This is a genomic window from Bradyrhizobium sp. CSS354 (assembly GCF_029051725.1).
Taxonomy (GTDB): domain Bacteria; phylum Pseudomonadota; class Alphaproteobacteria; order Rhizobiales; family Xanthobacteraceae; genus Bradyrhizobium.
This window is the reverse complement of the sequence record NZ_JAACFU010000003.1, coordinates 465456-484187: the sequence shown is the minus strand read 5'-3', so window position 1 is coordinate 484187 and position 18732 is coordinate 465456. Positions and strand designations below refer to the sequence as shown.

The window sequence follows — 18732 nt, the reverse complement described above, 5'->3', positions numbered from 1 at the left end:
TCTTACGCGGGGCACTCGAACCGCACCTGGCGGGTTCCCCGTGTCGATGAGTAGGCAGTAAAAGTATAAGCGGTGTTGCGAGGCCGAACGTGATCGACGGCCGCGCTGTGGTCTTTCGGCAGATGGTGAACGTCGCGTTAGCCGGTCGGCCACTGGCCCCGTAGTTTCACGCAGTGCTGCCACTGCGTTCGAATGATGCGCGCCGCGTCAAGGTGAATGGGTGGTTAGTGATGCGTGAGGTGATGCCGCACATGCATTACGTAGCCCGGATGGAGCGAAGCGCAATCCGGGGCCGCTGAAGATGGTGTGGCATCCCGGATTTCGCTGCGCTCCATCCGGGCTACGGGCCAATGCCTACTTCGTCCGCTTCCGCTCGATCACGTCCCAGAGCTTTGCGGCGACGTCCGGTCCGCCGAGCCGCGCGATGGCGCGGATGCCGGTCGGCGAGGTCACGTTGATCTCGGTGAGATTGCCGTTGATGACATCGATGCCGACGAACAACAGCCCGCGCTCGCGCAGCGCCGGGCCGACGGTGGCGCAGATCTCACGCTCGCGCGGCGTGAGCTCGGTCTCCTGCGCGGCGCCGCCGCGCACCATGTTGGAGCGGAGGTCGTCGGCGGCCGGGACGCGATTCACCGCGCCGGCGAACTCGCCGTTGATCAGGATGATGCGCTTGTCGCCGTGCTTCACCTCGGGAATGAACTGCTGGATCACCCAGGCTTCCTTGAACGTCACCGAGAACATGTCGAACAGCGAGCCGAAATTCATGTCCTGCGGCATCACGCGGAACACCGCCGCGCCGCCATGGCCGTGCAGCGGCTTCATGACGACGGCGCCATACTTGTCGCGGAACGCGTTGATCTCGTCGAGGTCGCGCGAGATCAGCGTCGGCGGCATCAGCTGCGGAAAGTTCATCACGAACAGCTTTTCCGGCGCGTTGCGCACCGAGGCGGGATCGTTGACGACGAGTGTCTTCGGATGGATGCGTTCGAGGAGGTGCGTCGAGGTGATATAGGCGAGGTCGAACGGCGGATCCTGGCGCAGCAGCACCACGTCGAAGCCGTTGAGCGCCTCGCGCCTGGGTTCGCCCAGGGTGAAATGGTTGCCCGGCTCGTCGCGCACGGTGAGCAGCTGAACGGGAGCGACGATCTCCTCGCCGACCATCGAGAGCTTGTCGGGCGTGTAATAGGACAGGCCGTGGCCGCGCTTCTGCGCCTCCAGGAGCAGCGCAAAGGTGGAATCGCCCTTGATGTTGATGCGGGCGATGGGGTCCATCTGGACGGCGACGTTCAGTTTCATGGTCTGCCTTTCAGGTCGAGGCGTCGAATGCCGCCAACACATGGCGTGGAAGTGACCGCGGCGCAATCAGCATGGCATCGAATCGCATTTCAAATTCCGCATGCTCGGGATGCGCGACGAGCCAGCCTTGGGCGGCATCGATGATGCGCTGCTGCTGGCGCGGTGTCACCGCGAAGGCGGCGTCGTACAGCGTCGCGCGCGCCTTGACCTCGACGAAGGCGATCAAATTGCGGCGGCGCGCCACGATGTCGATCTCGCCATGCGGCGTGCGGAAGCGCTTGGCGAGGATACGGTAGCCCTTGGCCATGAGATAGGCCGCGGCGCGGCTTTCCGCAGAGACGCCGGTGCGAAACGCGGCGACGCGCTCGGGCGAGGCGATTTTCGGTTCCGCCGGGACGTTAGTCTTCGCCATCGCCGCCCCGCAGATCTTTGGCAAGCTCGAGCGCGCGGGCATAGACCTCGCGGCGCGGCCGGCCCGAGAGCGCGGCCGCATGCGCCACCGCATCCTTGACGCTGTTGGCGGCGAGCTGCTCGCGCAGAACGTCGTCGAGCGCATCCGATGTCAGCATCTCGGCATCCGCCGCAGGCGGAGCGATCACCAGCACGAATTCGCCGCGCGTCTCCAGCGTGTCGGCATCGCGCGCGAGCTCACGCAGCGTCGCGCGCGAAATCTGCTCGTGCAGTTTCGTCAGCTCGCGGCAGATCGCGGCTTCGCGGGTCCCCATGATCTCGGCCAGCTCGGCGAGCGTGTCCTGTACGCGGTTGCCAGAATCGAACATCACCAGTGTCGCATCGATGCGCGCCAGCTCGGTCAGGCGCGACCGCCGCGCGGCCGATTTCGCCGGCAGAAAGCCCTCGAAGAAAAAGCGGTCGGTCGGCAGCGCTGCGACCGACAGCGCCGCCAGCACCGAGGACGGGCCGGGCAGCGCGTAGACGGCGTGGCCGGCGGCGCAGACCTCGCGCACCAGCTTGTAGCCGGGGTCCGAGATCAGCGGCGTGCCGGCGTCCGACACCAGCGCGATCGAGCCGCCCTGCGAAAGCCGCTCCAGGATCTTTGGGCGGGCCGCTTCCGCGTTGTGCTCGTGATATTGCTTGAGCTGCGCGGAGATGTCGTAGCGCTCGGTCAGGCGCCGCGTGATCCGGGTGTCCTCGCAGGCGATGATATCGACCCCGGCGAGGGTCTGCAGCGCCCGCAGCGTGATGTCACCGAGATTGCCGATGGGGGTCGCGACCAGGTGCAGGCCCGGCGCGGCCTTCGGCGCAGCAAGCCGATGGGCGTCGATGGAGAAACCGCGCGAGGCGGGCTCCATCGTCTCAGGTGTATTTATCGGGGACGGCTTTGCGCGCATAATCAGACGAACTTAGGCATGATCCCCGAGGCTGGGAACCGGTCCCCGGAAAAAGATCGTGCTGGGCAAGGGGCGAGGAAGGACTGGAATGTGATCCATTCGGCACACATTCCCAAGGGAATGAAGCGTCAGCGCCATATTCGCGGCGGAAACGCCGCCTTGATGCTGAGTGACGGACGGCGGACAGCTAGCCAGAACTTGAGAGGAAGCCGCGTTAAGCGGGCATTATCCTTTTGTTTGAGTTAACTATTTGCCGACAATATGCCTGAATCCATGGCTGGTGTCGTGGAAAGAATATCGTGAGCGACTGGCGACGGTCGGTCAGAAGAGAAACTGTCATGACGGGCCCACGTGATCCCAGATCTTCCTTTTCGGAGGAGTCTCCCGTTCAGGGGCCCCTGATATCGGGGGCAACCCGGCGAAGCGCGCTCGGCCTGTTGCTCAGTACGCCGCTGCTGTCGGCCTGCGCCGGCGTGCAGCAGAGCCTGAGCCAGTTCTCCAATCCGTTCAGCAGTTCCTCCCCGCCTCCGGCCCAGCCGGCCGGCCCGCCGCAGCAGGCAACGACCGCCGGCACCGGCGGGGTGAAGGTTGCCGTGATCCTGCCGCTCTCGGCATCCGGCAATGCCGGCCTCGCCGCGCAGTCGATGCGCAACGCCGCCGAGATGGCGCTGGCCGAGTTCCAGAATCCCAACATCCAGCTCCTGATCAAGGACGACAATGGCAGCCCGCAGGGCGCGCAGGCGAGTGCGCAGCAGGCCGTGGACGAGGGCGCCGAGATCATCCTGGGGCCGCTGTTCGCGCAATCCGTGCCTGCGGTGGCGCAGATCGCGCGCACGCGCGGCATCTCGGTGATGGCGTTCTCGACCGATTCCAGCATCGCCGGCCGCGGTGTCTATCTGCTGAGCTTCCTGCCGGAGTCCGACGTCAACCGCATCGTCGAATATTCCGCCAGCATCGGAAAGCGCTCCGTCGCCGTGCTGGTGCCTGACAATGCCTATGGCAATGTGGTCGAGGCCGCGGTGAAGGCGGCGGTGCCGCGCCGCGGCGGGCGCATCGTCGCGTTCGAGAAATACGGCGCCGATCGCACCACGCCGGCCCGGACCGTGGCGCAGCAGCTCGGCAGCGCCGATGCGCTGTTCATCGCCGATGATGGCGACGCCGTTGTCTCGGTCGCCGATGCGATGAGCGCGGCGGGTGCGAACCTCCGCAATATCCAGCTGCTCGGTACTGGCCTGTGGGACAGTCCGCGCGTCTATGCCAGCTCAAGCTTGCAAGGCGGCCTCTACGCCGCGCCCGACCCGGCCGGCTTCCGCGCCTTCTCCGGCCGCTATCGCACCAAATACGGCGCCGAGCCCGTGCGCACCGCAACGCTCGCCTATGACGCCGTCGCCCTGGTCGCCGCGCTGGCGCGTACGCAGGGCACGACGCGCTTTTCGTCGGACGTGCTCACCAATCCCTCCGGCTTCGCCGGCATTGACGGCCTGTTCCGCTTCCGCGCCGATGGGACGAACGAGCGGGGCTTGGCGGTGATGAAGGTCACGACGGGCGGCGGCGTTGCGGTGGCGGGCTCGCCGAAGAGTTTTGGAGCGTAGCTGTGTCCTGGACGACGGAGAGACCTTACGCCGCGAGATCCGCGACCACTGCGTCCAGCACCGGAAAACCGCTGCTGGTCACGCGCAGCCGACCCGTTGCATCCACCGTGATCGCGCCTTCTTCGCGCAGCAGCGTGATGCGCTTGGGATCGAGCGAGCGGCCTGACAGTGCGCGGTAGCGCTCGGGGTCGATGCCCTCGGCGAGGCGAAGTCCCATCAGCAAAAATTCGTCGGCGCGCTCTTCGCTGTTGAGGAGGTCGTCGGTGACGTTGCCATGGCCGTTGGTCTCGACCCGCATCAGCCAGGCTTCGGGACGCTTCTCGGTGGCGGTTGCGTGCCTGATACCATCGATATCGAGCCGGCCATGGGCGCCGGGGCCGATGCCAGCATATTCCTCGCCGCGCCAGTAGACCAGATTGTGCCGGCACTCGGCGCCGCGCCGCGCGTGATTTGAAATCTCGTACGCGGGCAGGCCGAGCTTGTCGCAGGTCTCCTGCGTGACGTCGTAGAGCGCGCGTGCGACCGCTTCATCCGGCGTCTTCAGCTTGCCGGCTTGATGCAGGCCGAAGAACGGCGTGCCTTCTTCGATCGTCAATTGATAGAGCGACAGATGCTCGGCCGCCTCGTCGATCGCGAGACGCAATTCATCGGCCCACATCGCCGGCGTCTGGTCGGGACGGGCGTAGATCAGGTCGAACGAATAACGATCGAACGAGCGGCGCGCGATGGCAACCGCGTCGAGGGCCTCGCGTGCGCTGTGCATGCGGCCGAGCGCCTTCAGCGAGGCATCGTCGAGCGCCTGCACGCCGAGCGAGACGCGATTGACGCCGGCGGCGCGATAGCCGGCGAAGCGCGTAGCCTCGACGCTGGTCGGGTTTGCCTCCAGCGTGACTTCGACGTCTTTCGCCACGGTCCAGTGCTTGCCGATGGCGTCGAGCACAGCGCCGACGGTTGCAGGCTGCATGAGCGAGGGCGTGCCGCCGCCGAGAAAGATCGAGGTGACTTCGCGGCCGGGCGAACGTTGCGCGGTCGTTTCGATCTCACGTGCGAATGCTGACGCAAAACGCGCCTCGTCGATCGCGGCGTGGCGAACGTGGCTGTTGAAGTCGCAATAGGGGCACTTCGACAGGCAGAACGGCCAGTGCACGTAGACGCCGAAGGCTTCCTTAGCGCGGCTCAAGGCAGATCTCCGCCAGTTTCACGAAGGCGCGGGCACGGTGCGACAGGCCGAGACCGAGCGGCGGCAGGCCGTGCTTCTCGATGCTCTCCATCTCGCCGAAGGTGCGGCTATGGCCGTCGGGCAAAAACATCGGGTCGTAGCCGAAGCCGGCGGTGCCGCGCGGCGGCCACACCAGCGTGCCGTCGACGCGCGCCTCGACCTCTTCGAGATGATCGTCGGGCCATGCAACGCAGAGCGCGGAAACGAAATGCGCCTTGCGCTTGGCGGGCGTGGTCGCGCCGCGCTCCTGCAACAGACGCTCGATCCGCGCCATCGCCGCGGCAAAATCCTTGTTTGGACCGGCCCAGCGCGCCGAGTAGATGCCGGGCGCGCCGTCGAGCGCGTCGACCACGATGCCGGAATCATCGGCGAAAGACGGCAGCTTCGTCGCCTGCGCTGCCGCGATCGCCTTGATCGCGGCATTGCTGCGGAAATCGTTTCCGGTTTCTTCCGGCTCGGGAAGACCTAGCTCGCCGGCCGAGACCGCGTCGATGCCGTAAGGCGCGAGCAGCTCCTTCATCTCGGCGAGCTTGCCGGGATTATGGGTCGCGATGACGAGCTTTCCGGTGATTCGGCGATGCATCGGCCTATTGACTACGCTACCGCCAGTTTCTGCAAGTCCACGAGACGCGCGACGCCCTTGCGCGCCAGCGCCATCAGCGCCAGGAACTCGGCCTCCGTGAACGGCTCGCGTTCCGCGGTGCCCTGGACTTCGATGATGCGGCCATCGCCCGTCATGACGAAATTGGCGTCGGTGTCGGCTTCGGAGTCCTCGGCATAGTCGAGGTCGAGCACGGGCGTGCCCTTGTAGATGCCGCAGGAGATCGCGGCGACGTTGTCGCGCAACACATTGGCCTTGACCATGTTGCGCGCCTTCATCCAGGTGATGCAATCGGCGAGGGCGACCCAGGCACCGGTGATCGAGGCGGTGCGGGTGCCGCCGTCGGCCTGCAGCACGTCGCAATCGACCGTGATCTGGCGCTCACCGAGCGCTTCGAGATTGATGATGGTGCGAAGCGAGCGGCCGATCAGGCGCTGAATTTCGACGGTGCGGCCGCTCTGCTTTCCGGCGGAGGCCTCGCGGCGGGTGCGTTCCGAGGTCGCGCGCGGCAGCATGCCGTATTCGGCGGTGACCCAGCCGCGGCCCTGGCCCTTCAGCCATGGCGGCAGGCGGTCTTCCAGCGTGGCGGTGACCAGCACGTGGGTGTCGCCGAACTTCACCAGGCACGAGCCTTCCGCATATTTGACCACGCCGCGCTCCAGCGTCACGGGGCGCAATTCGTCGGGCGCACGGCGGCTTGGCCGCATGGGAAATCCTCCAAAACTCTCGGAAAGGGGCTGTTGGCGGTGCTTGTAGGTGGGGTGAGGGTGGGCGGCAAGGGGGAAGATCGAGGCCTTGTCCACCCCCGATTTTCAATCCGCGAACGCCACGCTTGTCAGAAGCCCCAGGGATAGACAAATTACCTGTATCTGAGAGGAGTTACCGTCTGTGGCCCATCACGATCCGATCCATCTGATCGCGCCGCGCGCGGGCCTCGCCCAGCTCAACGAGCGTTCCCGCGACATCTTTCGTCAAATCGTCGAAAGCTATCTCGCGACCGGAGAGCCGGTGGGCTCGCGCAATATTTCGCGCCTGATCGCCATGCCGCTGTCGCCCGCCTCGGTTCGTAACGTCATGGCCGACCTGGAACAGCTCGGCCTGATCTACGCCCCGCACACCTCCGCCGGCCGGTTGCCGACGGAACTCGGCCTGCGCTTCTTCGTCGATGCCCTGATGCAGGTCGGCGACCTCAATGATAGTGAACGGCAGGCGATCCAGAGCCAGTTGACCTCCGTCGGCCACGCGCAATCGGTCGAGGCTGCGCTCGAGGAGGCATTGACGCGGCTCTCCGGCCTGACCCGCGCAGCCGCCGTCGTGCTGACGCCGAAATCCAATGCGCGGCTGAAACATATCGAATTCGTCCGCTTGGAACCGGAAAAGGCATTGGTGATCCTGGTCGGCGAGGACGGGCAGGTCGAAAACCGCGTGCTGACGCTCCCGCCGGGGGTTCCATCCTCGGCGCTGACTGAAGCCGGCAACTTCCTCAATGCACGTATCCGTGGCCGGACCCTGGCCGAGGCCCGGCTGGAGCTCGAGACCGCGCTCGGAGAGGCGCGGACCGAGCTCGATCAGCTGACGCACAAGGTGATCTCGGCCGGCATCGCCAGCTGGTCGGGCGGCGAAAACGAGGACCGCCAGCTGATCGTCCGCGGCCACGCCAATCTCCTCGAGGATTTGCATGCGCTGGAGGATCTCGAGCGCGTTCGCCTGCTGTTCGACGATCTCGAGACCAAGCGCGGCGTGATCGACCTGCTCGGCCGGGCCGAGACCGCGGAAGGCGTGCGGATCTTCATCGGTAGTGAGAACAAGCTGTTCTCGCTGTCGGGCTCGTCCACCATCATCTCGCCCTATCGGGATGCCGCCGGCCATATCGTCGGCGTTTTGGGCGTGATCGGGCCGACGCGGCTGAATTATGCCCGTGTGATCCCGACCGTGGACTACGCTGCCCGCATCGTCAGCCGGCTCCTGGGGGGCTGACCGGCGTCTCTCCCGATCACGGGCGCTTGATTTTCGGCGCCCGAAGCACGATATCCGGGCCAGAAACCCCCTGAGACGAATGCGAAAAGAGAGCCGATGACCGATCGAGACCGGCAACCCGAAGACACGAGTGCTGCGGCCGGCGAGCCCGTGGTGTCAAAACCCTACATCATGCCCGACGATCCCGAGCCCGGCTCGGTCGAGCTCCTGCAGAAGGAAGCCGCCGAGGCGCGCGACCGCATGCTGCGGACGCTGGCCGAGATGGAGAATTTGCGCAAGCGCACCGCCAAGGAGGTCGCTGACTCCAAGCTCTACGGGGTCACCGGCTTTGCCCGCGACGTGCTCGACATCGCCGACAACCTCCAGCGCGCGCTCGATGCCGTTCCGGCCGAAGCCCGTGCGGCGGCCGATGCGGGCCTGGCCTCGCTGATCGAAGGTGTCGAGCTGACCGAGCGCTCGCTGCTCAGCGCGCTGGAAAAACACGGCGTGAAGAAATTCGACCCCTTGGGCCAGAAGTTCGACCCGAACTTCCAGCAGGCGATGTTCGAGGTGCCCGATGCGTCGGTGCCCGCAGGCACCGTCGTGCAGGTCATGCAGGCCGGCTACACCATCGGCGAGCGCGTGCTGCGTCCCGCCTTGGTCGGTGTCGCCAAGGGCGGCGCCAAGGCTGCGCCCGCCAACAGCAACGAGCCGAACGGCGCTGCCAACTGATCGATCCTCATGGTGAGGAGGCGCGCGCGAAGGGCGCGCTCCTCAGGATGAGGGTCTGGCAGTTCGGTCGCGCCTGTTACGCGCTCGCCGCGATATCCGCGGACTGAATGCGCTTCACGCCGGCCTTGGCCATATCGGCCCAGGCTTTTGCGAGCGAGCCCTGATTGTCGATGCCGCGGCAGGCGTCTTCCACCACATAGACCTCGAAGCCCGCCTTGCGCGCGTCGAGCGCGGTCCAGGCGACGCAGAAATCCGTCGCGAGCCCCGCAACGAAGACGCGCTTGATCTTGCGCGCCTTCAGATAGCCGGCAAGGCCCGTCGAGGTCTTGCCGTCGGCTTCGAGGAAGGCCGAATAGCTGTCGACGTCCTTGTGAAAACCCTTGCGGATGATGAGCTCGGCGTGCGGGATCGCAAGGTCCTTCGACAGCGCGGCGCCGTCGGTGCCCTGCACGCAATGGTCTGGCCACAGCACCTGCTTGCCGTAGGGAAGATCGACGGTCTCGAACGGCTTCTTGCCGGCGTGGACTGACGCAAAGGAAATATGGCCCTGTGTGTGCCAGTCCTGCGTCATCACCACGTTCGAAAATGCTTTCGAGATCTTGTTGATGACGGGCACCACCTGCTCGCCTTCCTTCACGGCAAGGCTGCCGCCGGGAAGGAAGCAGTTCTGTACGTCGATCACGAGCAGCGCGGATGCATCGTCCGGCTTGATCGATGCAGCTGCCAGAATTGCGGTTGGCGCGAGGGCCACGAGAGCGCTCGTCCCGAGCGCCGCCAAGATTTGTCGCCGATCCAGCATCATTCGCCTCCCTCCAGGATGAACTCAACGGAAGGGGAGCCTAGTTCCGTTCGTATACGAACAGAAGCCCGAAAATGCAGCCGGCTTTGGTGAGTCGTTGGGCTGCTGACCGGATATCGTCGTCGTCCCGGCCCCGTGCGCAATTGCGCACTAGGCCGGGACGACGGTTAGTGTCGGGTCAGCCCTTCGGCTGGATGCCGTCGCGGACCGCGCGGAAGCGGGTGAAGGCGGCCGGCCACTGCTCGCGCGGGGCGCTGGCGATGATGCGCAGCGAGGCGCCGCCGCTGCTGAAGCGGATCCACTGCACCACGGTCACCGGCGTCTTGTCCTTGCCGCTGACGCCGTCGATCCGGGTCTCGAAACCCTGCTGGCCGCTGATGCGGATCGGCTCGGACATGGTGACCCGCGACTCCCGCACGCCGGGAATCTGGAGCGCCGCCTCCTGGGCAAAGCGGGCGCGGTCGTCGGCGGCTTGCGGGGTGGCGCCAATCACACCGAGGATGATGAAGGGCTTCGATTCATAGCCGGTACTCTCGTCGCCGTCGGCCAGGATGATGCTCGAGCCCGGCGCCAGCGTGCGAATGTCCTTGAAGTCGGCGAGATCGGTGATCTTGAACGGCATCAGCGCGATCTGCTCTTCGGCCGAGACCTGCTTGCGGGTGACGACGCTCGCGAACATCTGCCGCACCGCCTCGTCGGTGTAGATCTTGATCGCATTCTCCGGAATCTGCACCGCGACATAGCCGGAGAAGCCGGCGCCCGGCACGATCATCGAATAGCGCCGCACCGGCGTCTCGCCGGCCTTGCCGCTCTCGGTGGTGAAATAGGCAAGACCCGCGGGCGTCTCGATCTTGTCCTGCTTGACGCCGTTGGCTCCGGCCGGATTGGAGTTGAAGGCGCTCACGACCTCGCCATAAGCCGCCGGCGGCAGCTCTGTGATCAGCACCTTGACGCTGCCGTCCTCGCTCTCGAAGCCGGGAAAGGTCTTGGCCGTGTTAAGACCGACCAATGGCACCATGCCGAGGCGCAGGCCAGGCGGGAAAACGGCGTCGGCAGCCAGAGCCGGAAGCGCAGAGGCGACGAGGAGGGCGAGCGCGGCGAGGGGACGGATCAGCTTCATGGGCACTCTGATTGGTTCACATTGAGGCCGTTCGATGGTGGCCGGCCGGCCGCTTTGTCGCGCGAGGCAGCCCGATGACGAGCCCAACCGGCTGCCCGCCTTTTAGCGGGTTTGGACTTGCCGCAACAGGGCGGGGCGGAATGCGGTAGCGGATGCCGGTCGATCGCGGCACCTGTTAATAATTCCTCACCTGCAAGGGCGGTGCAGCCCGGATATGTTCTTCCAAAACCCAATGTTTTCACGGCCGAAACTTGCGTTCGGTCCTTGCGGGCACCTCCCCCCCTCCTATATGACCCCCAACCATCGCAATATCGCGAATGTTTGATCTTAGGGGGTTTCGGTTCGGGTGCCTTCTGGGCCCAGCCAGCCTGCCGCAAAAACAAGGATATAGGACCATGGGAAAGGTCATCGGGATCGACCTCGGCACCACGAATTCGTGCGTCGCCGTAATGGATGGCAAGAACGCCAAAGTCATCGAGAATTCCGAAGGCATGCGCACGACGCCTTCGATCGTCGCCGTGACGGACGACGGTGAGCGCCTCGTCGGCCAGCCGGCCAAGCGCCAGGCCGTCACCAATCCCGAGCGCACGTTCTTCGCAGTGAAGCGCCTGATCGGCCGCCGCTACGACGACCCGATGGTCGAGAAGGACAAGAAGCTCGTTCCGTACAAGATCGTGAAGGCTTCCAACGGCGACGCCTGGGTCGAGGCCGACGGCCAGACCTACTCGCCCTCGCAGGTCTCGGCGTTCATCTTGCAGAAGATGAAGGAGACCGCGGAAGCCCATCTCGGCCAGAAGGTCGACCAGGCCGTCATCACAGTGCCCGCCTACTTCAACGACGCCCAGCGCCAGGCGACCAAGGACGCCGGCAAGATCGCGGGTCTTGAAGTGCTGCGCATCATCAACGAGCCGACCGCGGCCGCGCTCGCCTACGGCCTCGACAAGACCAAGGCCGGCACGATCGCCGTGTACGACCTCGGCGGCGGCACGTTCGATATCTCGATTCTCGAAATCGGCGACGGCGTGTTCGAGGTGAAGTCGACCAACGGCGACACCTTCCTCGGCGGCGAAGACTTCGACATGCGCCTGGTCGGCTATCTCGCCGACGAATTCCAGAAGGAGCAGGGCATTAACCTGCGCAACGACAAGCTCGCGTTGCAGCGCCTGAAGGAAGCCGCTGAAAAGGCCAAGATCGAGCTGTCGTCGACGACGCAGACCGAGATCAACCTGCCCTTCATCACCGCGGACCAGACCGGCCCGAAGCATCTGACGATGAAGCTTACCCGCGCCAAGTTTGAGGCGCTGGTCGATGACCTCGTTCAGAAGACCGTCGAGCCCTGCCGCAAGGCGCTGAAGGATGCCGGCCTTACCGCCGCCGAGATCGGCGAAGTGGTGTTGGTCGGTGGCATGTCGCGCATGCCGAAGGTCCAGGAAGTCGTGAAGCAGCTGTTCGGCAAGGAGCCGCACAAGGGCGTCAACCCGGACGAAGTCGTGGCGATCGGTGCCGCGATCCAGGCCGGCGTGCTTCAGGGCGACGTCAAGGACGTGCTGCTGCTCGACGTGACCCCGCTGTCGCTGGGCATCGAGACGCTGGGCGGCGTGTTCACCCGCATCATCGACCGCAACACCACGATCCCGACCAAGAAGAGCCAGGTGTTCTCGACCGCCGAGGACAGCCAGAACGCGGTCACCATCCGCGTCTTCCAGGGCGAGCGTGAAATGGCGGCCGACAACAAGATGCTCGGCCAGTTCGACCTGATGGGCATTCCGCCGGCCCCGCGCGGCATGCCGCAGATCGAGGTGACCTTCGACATCGACGCCAACGGCATCGTCAACGTCTCGGCCAAGGACAAGGCCACGTCCAAGGAGCAGCAGATCCGCATCCAGGCCTCCGGCGGTCTGTCGGAAGCCGACATCGAGAAGATGGTCAAGGACGCCGAGGCCAATGCCGAGGCGGACAAGAAGCGCCGCGAGGCCGTGACTGCCAAGAACGACGCGGACGGACTGGTGCATTCGACCGAGAAGGCACTGGCCGAGCACGGTTCGAAGGTCGCCGAGACCGAGCGCCGCGCCATCGAGGATGCCGTCAGCGACCTCAAGGAAGCGCTGAAGGGCGACGATGCCGAAGCGATCAAGGCCAAGACCCAAACGCTGGCCCAGGCTTCGATGAAGCTCGGCGAGGCCATGTACAAGCAGCAGGCCGAGGCCGACGCCAAGAAGGATGCGGCCAAGGACGACGTCGTCGACGCGGAATTCACCGAAGTCGACGACGACAAGAACAACAAGAAGTCCGCCTGAACCCTGCGAGGGTGATGATGCGGACGGCTTGGACCCCACACGCGCCAACGGCCTCCTCCCTCGCGGGGGAGGCCATCGTGTCGGGCTCGACGGGCCAAGGCTCTAAAGTCGGCCCCGTTACGATCGATCAATTCCCAGCCGTTATTCTGAACACTGCCGTGCAATCCTCTGCCGCGAGGCGGAAGGGTGCTTATATCGCTGCATGGCGACGTTGCTTCGCTCCGACTTGAATCGCGATCGGATAGACCGAGCTCATCATGTCCACGTCCACCAAGCGCTGCTACTACGAAACCCTCGAAGTCGAACGCGATGCCGACGATTCCGTCCTGAAATCGTCGTTCCGCAAGCTGGCGATGAAGTTTCACCCCGACCGCAATCCCGGGGACGACACTAGCGAAGTCAAGTTCAAGGAAATCAACGAGGCCTACGAGGTCCTGAAAGACAGGGACAAGCGCGCGGCCTATGACCGTTACGGCCATGCCGCCTTCGAGCAGGGCGGCGGTGGCGGCGCTGGTTTCGGCGCGGGCTTCGCCTCCTCCTTTTCCGACATTTTCGAAGATTTGTTCGGCATGGCTGGACAGCGCGGCGGCCGTGGCGGCCGCGAGCGCGGCGCCGACCTGCGCTACAACATGGAAATCACACTCGAGGAAGCTTTTGGCGGCAAGACCGCGCAGATCGAGATCCCGGTCTCGGTCACGTGCGAAGCCTGTTCGGGCATCGGGGCCAAGGCCGGCACCAAGCCGAAGACCTGCTCGACCTGCGGCGGCGCCGGACGCGTAAGGCAGTCGCAGGGCTTCTTCACGCTGGAGCGCACATGCCCGGGCTGCCAGGGGCGCGGCCAAATGATCGAGGACGCTTGCCCGTCCTGCTCAGGTCAGGGGCGCGTCACCCGCGAACGGACGCTGTCGGTGAACATCCCCCCGGGCGTCGAGGACGGCACCAGGATCAGGCTCGCTGGCGAGGGCGAGGCTGGGGTCCGCGGCGGCCCGCCCGGCGACCTCTACATCTTCCTGTCGCTGGCCCAGCACCAGTTCTTCCAGCGCGACGGCGCCGATCTGCATTGTCGTGTGCCGATCTCGATGGTGACGGCGGCGCTTGGCGGCGAATTCGAGGTGCCGACCATCGAGAAGGGCAAGACCAAGGTGAAGGTCCCCGCAGGGACCCAGTCCAGCCGCCGATTTCGCATCGCATCAAAAGGCATGCCGGTGCTGCGCTCGCGCCAGATGGGCGACATGTACGTTCAGGTCGTGGTCGAGACCCCGCAGAACCTCACCAAGAAGCAGCAGGAATTGCTGGCCGAGTTCGACAAGCTCTCCTCCGGCAATACCCAGCCGGAATCCGAGGGTTTCTTCACCAAGGTCAAGGATTTCTTCGGTAATCGCGCGAGTTGACGCGTCTTGACCGTGCCGCCTTCGGCCTATACGTCTTTATGACCATTTTCTGACACGCCGCGGTCACGCGGTCCCGGCCGGTCCCGACATGCCATTGCCATCGTCCGCGCGTGCGTTGAAGAAGCCCCGTCTCGATGACGAGGTGCGTTTTCTCCGGTCATGGATCGAAAAGCCCCTCCACATGGGCGCGGTGATGCCGTCGGGCAAGCTGCTGGCCCGGACCATGGCCCATTACGTCGACGTCAATTCGGACGCACCGGTGGTCGAGCTCGGGCCCGGCACCGGCGCCATCACCTCGGCTCTGGTCGAGCGCGGCGTCGACCAGAAGCGTCTCGTCCTCGTCGAATACAATCCAGGCTTCTGCGCCCTGCTGCGCGACCGCTATCCGCAGGCCAAGGTGGTGCAGGGCGATGCCTACCGCCTGCGCGATACGCTGTGGAACGTGCTGAGCGCGCCGGCCTCCGCGGTCGTCTCGGGCCTGCCGCTGGTCACAAAACCGATGCTGACGCGGCTGCGGCTCATCCGCGACGCCTTCACGGCCCTGGCGCCCGGTGCGCCCTTCGTCCAGTTCACCTATGCGGTGGTGCCGCCGATTCCGAAATCGCTGCCCGGCGTGTCCACAGAGGCCTCCGAACGGATCTGGATGAACCTTCCGCCGGCCCGCGTCTGGGTGTATCGCAAGGACTAATTCCGCCGGCATTCCTGTTTGCGTGGCGGGCTCGTTTCGCCGAACGCATGGAAGCGGATGTCCGCACCGAAGATCCTGATCATTCCCGGCTCTCTGCGCACCGGCTCGCACAATGCGAAGCTGGCAGCGGTCGCCGCCTATGCATTCGACCAGGCCGGTGTCGACGTCACACGCATCTCGCTCGCCGATTTTCCGCTGCCGATCTATGACGGCGACCTGCAGGCCAAGTCCGGTGTGCCCAAGCACGCGATCAATCTCAAGCGCATGATCGGCGCGCATCATGGCGTGCTGATCGTCTCGCCCGAATACAATGCCTCGGTGCCGCCGCTGCTGAAGAACGCGATCGACTGGGTCAGTCGCGTGCATGAGCTGCACGAGCCGCGCGGCGAGGTGTTCCGCAACCGCGTCTTCGCGCTCGCCGGCGCCTCGCAGAGCCGGCTCGGCGCGGCTCGCGCGCTGCAGGCGTTGCGGCTGATCCTGACCTCCTGCCACGCCAATGTGATTGCCAGCCAGCTGACGCTCGCCTTTGCCGACCAGGCCTATGACGATATGGACAGGCTGAAGCACGAGGGCGATATCGCCGCGTTGAAGGAACTGGTGCGGCAGTTGATCGATTTTTCCCAACGCATGATGTGAGGTGACATGACGCCAGCCGAGATTGCCCCGAAAGACCGCCTGATCGTCGCGCTCGATCTGCCCGGCGTTGATGCCGCGGAAGCGATGGTCAACCGGCTCGGCGACAGCGTCACCTTCTACAAGATCGGCTATCGGCTCGCTTATGCCGGCGGCTTGCCGCTGGTCGGCAAGCTCGCCGACAAGGGCAAGAAGGTCTTTCTCGATCTCAAGCTGCACGACATCGGCAACACCGTGGCGCAGGGCGTCGACAGCATCACCAGGCTCGGCGCGACCTTCCTCACCGTGCACGCTTATCCGCAGACCATGAAGGGTGCCGTCGAAGGTCGCGGCAGCTCGAACCTGAAGATCCTGGCCGTCACTGTTCTGACTTCCTACAACGAGGACGATCTGCACGCGGCGGGCTTCAGGCTTGGCGTCTCCGAGCTCGTCGAAGCGCGCGCGCAGCAGGCGCAGGTGCTCGGCATCGACGGGCTGGTGTCGTCGCCCGAGGAAGTCGGAGCCTTGCGCAAGATCGTCGGCCACCAGATGAGCCTCGTCACGCCCGGCATCCGGCCGGCGGGCGCTGCGAGCGGCGACCAGAAGCGCATCATGACGCCGGGCCGCGCGATCGCGGCCGGCGCGGACTATCTCGTCGTCGGGCGGCCCGTGGTGGAAGCCGCGGACCCCAAGGCGATCGCCGAGGCGATCCAGGGCGAGATCGCCGAGGCACTCGGAGCATGATCCGGGAAAGTGTGCAGCGGTTTTCCGATCAGATCATGCTCAAATAGAAACCCAACAACGCAGGGAGAAGAACAATGGCAAAAGGCTACTGGATCGGACGCGTCGACGTGAGCAGTGACGAGGGCTACAAGCCCTATGCCGTCGCGAATGGTCCGATCTTCAAGAAATGGGGTGGCCGCTTCGTCGTCCGCGCCGGCAAGTTCACCACTGTCGAAGGCAGTAGCCGCACCCGCAACGTCGTGATCGAATTCCCGGACTACGAGACCGCGATCGCCTGCTACAACTCGCCGGAATACCAGGCCAACATCAAGGTGCGCCAGCCGCACTCCATCGCCGACCTCATCATCATCGAGGGCTATGACGGCCCGCAGCCGTCAGACGGCTGAGGCCCCATCGAAGCTGAGCCGCTGTCTTGCTGTCCGCTTCCGAGCGGCGGCAAACATATGAGCAACAGGTCGTCATGCCCGGGCTTGTCCCGGGCATCCACGTTCTTCGTGCCGTGTGGTGAGGCGTGGATGGCCGGGACAAGCCCAGCCATGACGCCGTGGAGCCCTTCGCACCTGAACTCTCGCGTGCGATAGCCCCCTCCGGGGGCCGTAAGAGCTTGCCCGTCAGCCTAATCCCCCTCGGTTGCCGGAACTGCGTCCCCCCGCTACAACGACCGTGAGAGGATCGCACCATGTCCGACATGCGCTTGATTGTTGCTGGAGCTGGCGGCCGGATGGGCCGGGCGCTGACGCGGGCGATTGCCGAGAGCAAAGGCGCGGTGCTGGCCGGCGCGCTGGAGGCGCCGGGCTCGGAGCTGCTCGGCAAGGATGCCGGCGTGCTCGCAGGCCTGCCGGCCAACGGCATCAAACTTTCCGGCGATCTCTGGGCGTTGTCGAAGGACGCCGACGGCATTCTGGACTTCACCGTGCCCGCGGCGACCCTCGCCAATGTCGCGATCGCTGCCGAGCGCGGCCTCGTGCACGTGGTCGGAACGACCGGGCTGTCGGGCTCCGACAACGCGGTGATCAAGAGCGTCACCAACCGCGCGGTGGTGGTGCAGTCCGGCAATATGAGCCTCGGTGTCAATCTGCTCGCCGCCGTGGTCAAGCGCGTCGCCAAGGCGCTCGACGAGAGCTTCGACATCGAGATCGTCGAAACCCATCATCGCATGAAGATCGACGCGCCCTCGGGCACGGCACTGATGCTGGGTCAGGCGGCAGCTAGCGGCCGCGGCATCGCGCTCGACGAGCATGCAGACCGCGGTCGCGACGGCATCACCGGCGCGCGCAAGCCCGGCGACATCGGCTTTGCGTCGTTGCGCGGCGGCACCGCGGCCGGCGATCACAGCGTGAGCTTCCTCGGCCCGTTCGAGCGCCTGACGCTGTCGCATCACGCGGAGGATCGCATGCTGTTCGCCCACGGCGCGCTGAAGGCCGCGCTCTGGGCGCATGGCAAGAAGCCGGGGCACTACTCCATGGCCGATGTGCTCGGCCTGTCTGACATTTGAACGAAGCATGTTCCGGAAAAGTGTGAAGCGGTTTTCCGACAAGATCATGCTTAGACAACGAACGAAACGGAAAGCAGTCAATGAGCGAACGTCTTCTCGTGCTGGTGCGGCACGGCCAGAGCGAATGGAATCTGAAGAACCTGTTCACGGGCTGGAAGGACCCTGATCTCACCGAGCTCGGCGTGAAGGAAGCCTCGGAAGCCGGCCGCAAGCTGAAGGCGCAGGGCCTCGTATTCGACGTCGCCTACACCTCGGTATTGACGCGCGCACAGCACACGCTCGATCTCATTCTCGGCGAGCTCGACCAGAAGGGCCTGCCGACGACGAAGAACCTCGCGCTGAACGAGCGCGACTATGGCGATCTCTCCGGCCTCAACAAGGACGACGCCCGCAAGAAATGGGGCGAGGACCAGGTGCTGATCTGGCGCCGCTCCTACGACGTGCCCCCACCCGGCGGTGAAAGCCTGAAGGACACGCTGGCGCGCGCACTGCCGTATTACGTGCAGGAGATTTTGCCCGGCGTGCTCAACGGCAAGCGCACCTTGGTTGCCGCTCACGGCAATTCGCTGCGCGCGTTGATCATGGTGCTGGAAAAACTCTCGCCCGAAGGCATCTTGAAGCGCGAGCTCGCGACGGGTGTGCCGATCATCTACCGCCTCAATGCGGATTCGACGGTGGCGTCGAAGCTGGACCTGGCTGGTTAAAGACGTTCGCGCGCGACGGAGCCGGCTAAATACTCAGCCGTCGTCCTGGCGAAAGCCAGGACCCAAAACCACCGTCGTTGGTTTTGCGATGACTGGTGGTTGGCAGTCGGCGCCAAAACATCTCCCTGGGGTAA

19 protein-coding genes are annotated in these 18732 nt (G+C 65.1%); 11 read left to right on the top strand and 8 right to left on the bottom strand.

The genetic code is table 11. From position 1 onward, the window contains the following. Nucleotides 1-354: 354 nt before the first annotated feature. The 3 genes from gshB to rsmI are packed head-to-tail and all read right to left on the bottom strand — an operon-like array spanning nucleotide 355 to nucleotide 2648. A complete protein-coding gene (gshB, locus tag GWG67_RS09275; protein ID WP_275168946.1) occupies nucleotides 355-1299 on the bottom strand; it encodes a glutathione synthase in 945 nt (314 codons plus the stop codon). Between the two features lie 10 nt (nucleotides 1300-1309). Next, entirely contained in the window at nucleotides 1310-1711 is a 402-nt protein-coding gene (locus tag GWG67_RS09270) for a YraN family protein (protein WP_275168944.1), read from the bottom strand. Further along, nucleotides 1698-2648: a 16S rRNA (cytidine(1402)-2'-O)-methyltransferase gene (gene rsmI, locus GWG67_RS09265; RefSeq protein ID WP_275168942.1), complete on the bottom strand. Its 951-nt coding sequence runs from the start codon at nucleotides 2646-2648 to the stop codon at nucleotides 1698-1700. Before rsmI ends, GWG67_RS09270 begins: the two co-directional genes overlap by 14 nt. Nucleotides 2649-2986: 338 nt before the next feature. Between rsmI and GWG67_RS09260 the strand changes: the two genes are divergently transcribed. Further along, complete coding sequence (locus GWG67_RS09260) at nucleotides 2987-4240, top strand: penicillin-binding protein activator (protein WP_275168940.1); 1254 nt, start codon at nucleotides 2987-2989, stop codon at nucleotides 4238-4240. Nucleotides 4241-4265: 25 nt separating this feature from the next. On the opposite strand, the gene hemW is transcribed toward GWG67_RS09260, so the two are convergent. The 3 genes from hemW to rph are packed head-to-tail and all read right to left on the bottom strand — an operon-like array spanning nucleotide 4266 to nucleotide 6767. Beyond that, nucleotides 4266-5420 (bottom strand): radical SAM family heme chaperone HemW, encoded by a 1155-nt coding sequence (gene hemW, locus GWG67_RS09255; protein WP_275168938.1) that lies wholly within the window; start codon nucleotides 5418-5420, stop codon nucleotides 4266-4268. Beyond that, entirely contained in the window at nucleotides 5407-6042 is a 636-nt protein-coding gene (gene rdgB / locus GWG67_RS09250) for an RdgB/HAM1 family non-canonical purine NTP pyrophosphatase (protein ID WP_275168935.1), read from the bottom strand. The genes hemW and rdgB overlap by 14 nt, the downstream gene beginning before the upstream one ends. An 11-nt stretch (nucleotides 6043-6053) precedes the next feature. After that, on the bottom strand, nucleotides 6054-6767 hold the full coding sequence (rph, locus tag GWG67_RS09245) for a ribonuclease PH (protein WP_027514789.1): 714 nt from the start codon (nucleotides 6765-6767) through the stop codon (nucleotides 6054-6056). Nucleotides 6768-6948: 181 nt separating this feature from the next. Here rph and hrcA point away from each other — a divergent pair, with 181 nt between their 5' ends. Next, a complete protein-coding gene (hrcA, locus tag GWG67_RS09240; RefSeq protein WP_007598483.1) occupies nucleotides 6949-8037 on the top strand; it encodes a heat-inducible transcriptional repressor HrcA in 1089 nt (362 codons plus the stop codon). 96 nt (nucleotides 8038-8133) lie between these two features. Then, entirely contained in the window at nucleotides 8134-8748 is a 615-nt protein-coding gene (gene grpE, locus GWG67_RS09235) for a nucleotide exchange factor GrpE (protein WP_275168934.1), read from the top strand. A gap of 76 nt (nucleotides 8749-8824) precedes the next feature. Here grpE and pncA read toward each other — a convergent pair whose 3' ends face one another. Next, nucleotides 8825-9547, bottom strand: coding sequence for a bifunctional nicotinamidase/pyrazinamidase (pncA, locus tag GWG67_RS09230; protein WP_275169148.1), 723 nt, complete (start codon nucleotides 9545-9547; stop codon nucleotides 8825-8827). Between the two features lie 178 nt (nucleotides 9548-9725). Continuing rightward, nucleotides 9726-10667 (bottom strand): hypothetical protein, encoded by a 942-nt coding sequence (locus tag GWG67_RS09225; RefSeq protein ID WP_275168932.1) that lies wholly within the window; start codon nucleotides 10665-10667, stop codon nucleotides 9726-9728. Nucleotides 10668-11062: 395 nt separating this feature from the next. Between GWG67_RS09225 and dnaK the strand changes: the two genes are divergently transcribed. The 8 genes from dnaK (at nucleotide 11063) to GWG67_RS09185 (ending at nucleotide 18598) form a co-directional block, all read left to right on the top strand. Then, nucleotides 11063-12964 (top strand): molecular chaperone DnaK, encoded by a 1902-nt coding sequence (gene dnaK, locus GWG67_RS09220; protein ID WP_007604023.1) that lies wholly within the window; start codon nucleotides 11063-11065, stop codon nucleotides 12962-12964. A 257-nt stretch (nucleotides 12965-13221) separates the two neighbouring features. Next, complete coding sequence (gene dnaJ / locus GWG67_RS09215; RefSeq protein WP_275168930.1) at nucleotides 13222-14355, top strand: molecular chaperone DnaJ; 1134 nt, start codon at nucleotides 13222-13224, stop codon at nucleotides 14353-14355. Between the two features lie 88 nt (nucleotides 14356-14443). Beyond that, nucleotides 14444-15043 (top strand): class I SAM-dependent methyltransferase, encoded by a 600-nt coding sequence (locus GWG67_RS09210; RefSeq protein WP_007598495.1) that lies wholly within the window; start codon nucleotides 14444-14446, stop codon nucleotides 15041-15043. Between the two features lie 57 nt (nucleotides 15044-15100). Next, on the top strand, nucleotides 15101-15679 hold the full coding sequence (locus tag GWG67_RS09205) for an NADPH-dependent FMN reductase (protein ID WP_275168928.1): 579 nt from the start codon (nucleotides 15101-15103) through the stop codon (nucleotides 15677-15679). A 6-nt stretch (nucleotides 15680-15685) separates the two neighbouring features. Further along, nucleotides 15686-16399, top strand: a complete 714-nt coding sequence (gene pyrF / locus GWG67_RS09200; RefSeq protein WP_275168927.1) for an orotidine-5'-phosphate decarboxylase — start codon at nucleotides 15686-15688, stop codon at nucleotides 16397-16399. A 74-nt stretch (nucleotides 16400-16473) separates the two neighbouring features. Continuing rightward, nucleotides 16474-16785, top strand: a complete 312-nt coding sequence (locus tag GWG67_RS09195) for a DUF1330 domain-containing protein (RefSeq protein ID WP_275168925.1) — start codon at nucleotides 16474-16476, stop codon at nucleotides 16783-16785. A 293-nt stretch (nucleotides 16786-17078) separates the two neighbouring features. Beyond that, nucleotides 17079-17894 (top strand): 4-hydroxy-tetrahydrodipicolinate reductase, encoded by an 816-nt coding sequence (gene dapB / locus GWG67_RS09190; protein WP_275168924.1) that lies wholly within the window; start codon nucleotides 17079-17081, stop codon nucleotides 17892-17894. An 80-nt stretch (nucleotides 17895-17974) separates the two neighbouring features. Next, nucleotides 17975-18598, top strand: a complete 624-nt coding sequence (locus GWG67_RS09185) for a 2,3-bisphosphoglycerate-dependent phosphoglycerate mutase (protein WP_007598504.1) — start codon at nucleotides 17975-17977, stop codon at nucleotides 18596-18598. Nucleotides 18599-18732: the final 134 nt, after the last annotated feature.

What these genes read in the sequence shown, in the direction of transcription:
- gshB (WP_275168946.1), bottom strand. Translation starts at nt 1,299, where the DNA reads ATGAAACTGAACGTCGCCGTCCAGATGGACCCCATCGCCCGCATCAAC.
- GWG67_RS09270 (WP_275168944.1), bottom strand. Translation starts at nt 1,711, where the DNA reads ATGGCGAAGACTAACGTCCCGGCGGAACCGAAAATCGCCTCGCCCGAG.
- rsmI (WP_275168942.1), bottom strand. Translation starts at nt 2,648, where the DNA reads ATGCGCGCAAAGCCGTCCCCGATAAATACACCTGAGACGATGGAGCCC.
- GWG67_RS09260 (WP_275168940.1), top strand. Translation starts at nt 2,987, where the DNA reads ATGACGGGCCCACGTGATCCCAGATCTTCCTTTTCGGAGGAGTCTCCC.
- rdgB (WP_275168935.1), bottom strand. Translation starts at nt 6,042, where the DNA reads ATGCATCGCCGAATCACCGGAAAGCTCGTCATCGCGACCCATAATCCC.
- rph (WP_027514789.1), bottom strand. Translation starts at nt 6,767, where the DNA reads ATGCGGCCAAGCCGCCGTGCGCCCGACGAATTGCGCCCCGTGACGCTG.
- grpE (WP_275168934.1), top strand. Translation starts at nt 8,134, where the DNA reads ATGACCGATCGAGACCGGCAACCCGAAGACACGAGTGCTGCGGCCGGC.
- pncA (WP_275169148.1), bottom strand. Translation starts at nt 9,547, where the DNA reads ATGCTGGATCGGCGACAAATCTTGGCGGCGCTCGGGACGAGCGCTCTC.
- GWG67_RS09225 (WP_275168932.1), bottom strand. Translation starts at nt 10,667, where the DNA reads ATGAAGCTGATCCGTCCCCTCGCCGCGCTCGCCCTCCTCGTCGCCTCT.
- dnaK (WP_007604023.1), top strand. Translation starts at nt 11,063, where the DNA reads ATGGGAAAGGTCATCGGGATCGACCTCGGCACCACGAATTCGTGCGTC.
- dnaJ (WP_275168930.1), top strand. Translation starts at nt 13,222, where the DNA reads ATGTCCACGTCCACCAAGCGCTGCTACTACGAAACCCTCGAAGTCGAA.
- GWG67_RS09210 (WP_007598495.1), top strand. Translation starts at nt 14,444, where the DNA reads ATGCCATTGCCATCGTCCGCGCGTGCGTTGAAGAAGCCCCGTCTCGAT.
- GWG67_RS09205 (WP_275168928.1), top strand. Translation starts at nt 15,101, where the DNA reads ATGTCCGCACCGAAGATCCTGATCATTCCCGGCTCTCTGCGCACCGGC.
- pyrF (WP_275168927.1), top strand. Translation starts at nt 15,686, where the DNA reads ATGACGCCAGCCGAGATTGCCCCGAAAGACCGCCTGATCGTCGCGCTC.
- GWG67_RS09195 (WP_275168925.1), top strand. Translation starts at nt 16,474, where the DNA reads ATGGCAAAAGGCTACTGGATCGGACGCGTCGACGTGAGCAGTGACGAG.
- dapB (WP_275168924.1), top strand. Translation starts at nt 17,079, where the DNA reads ATGTCCGACATGCGCTTGATTGTTGCTGGAGCTGGCGGCCGGATGGGC.
- GWG67_RS09185 (WP_007598504.1), top strand. Translation starts at nt 17,975, where the DNA reads ATGAGCGAACGTCTTCTCGTGCTGGTGCGGCACGGCCAGAGCGAATGG.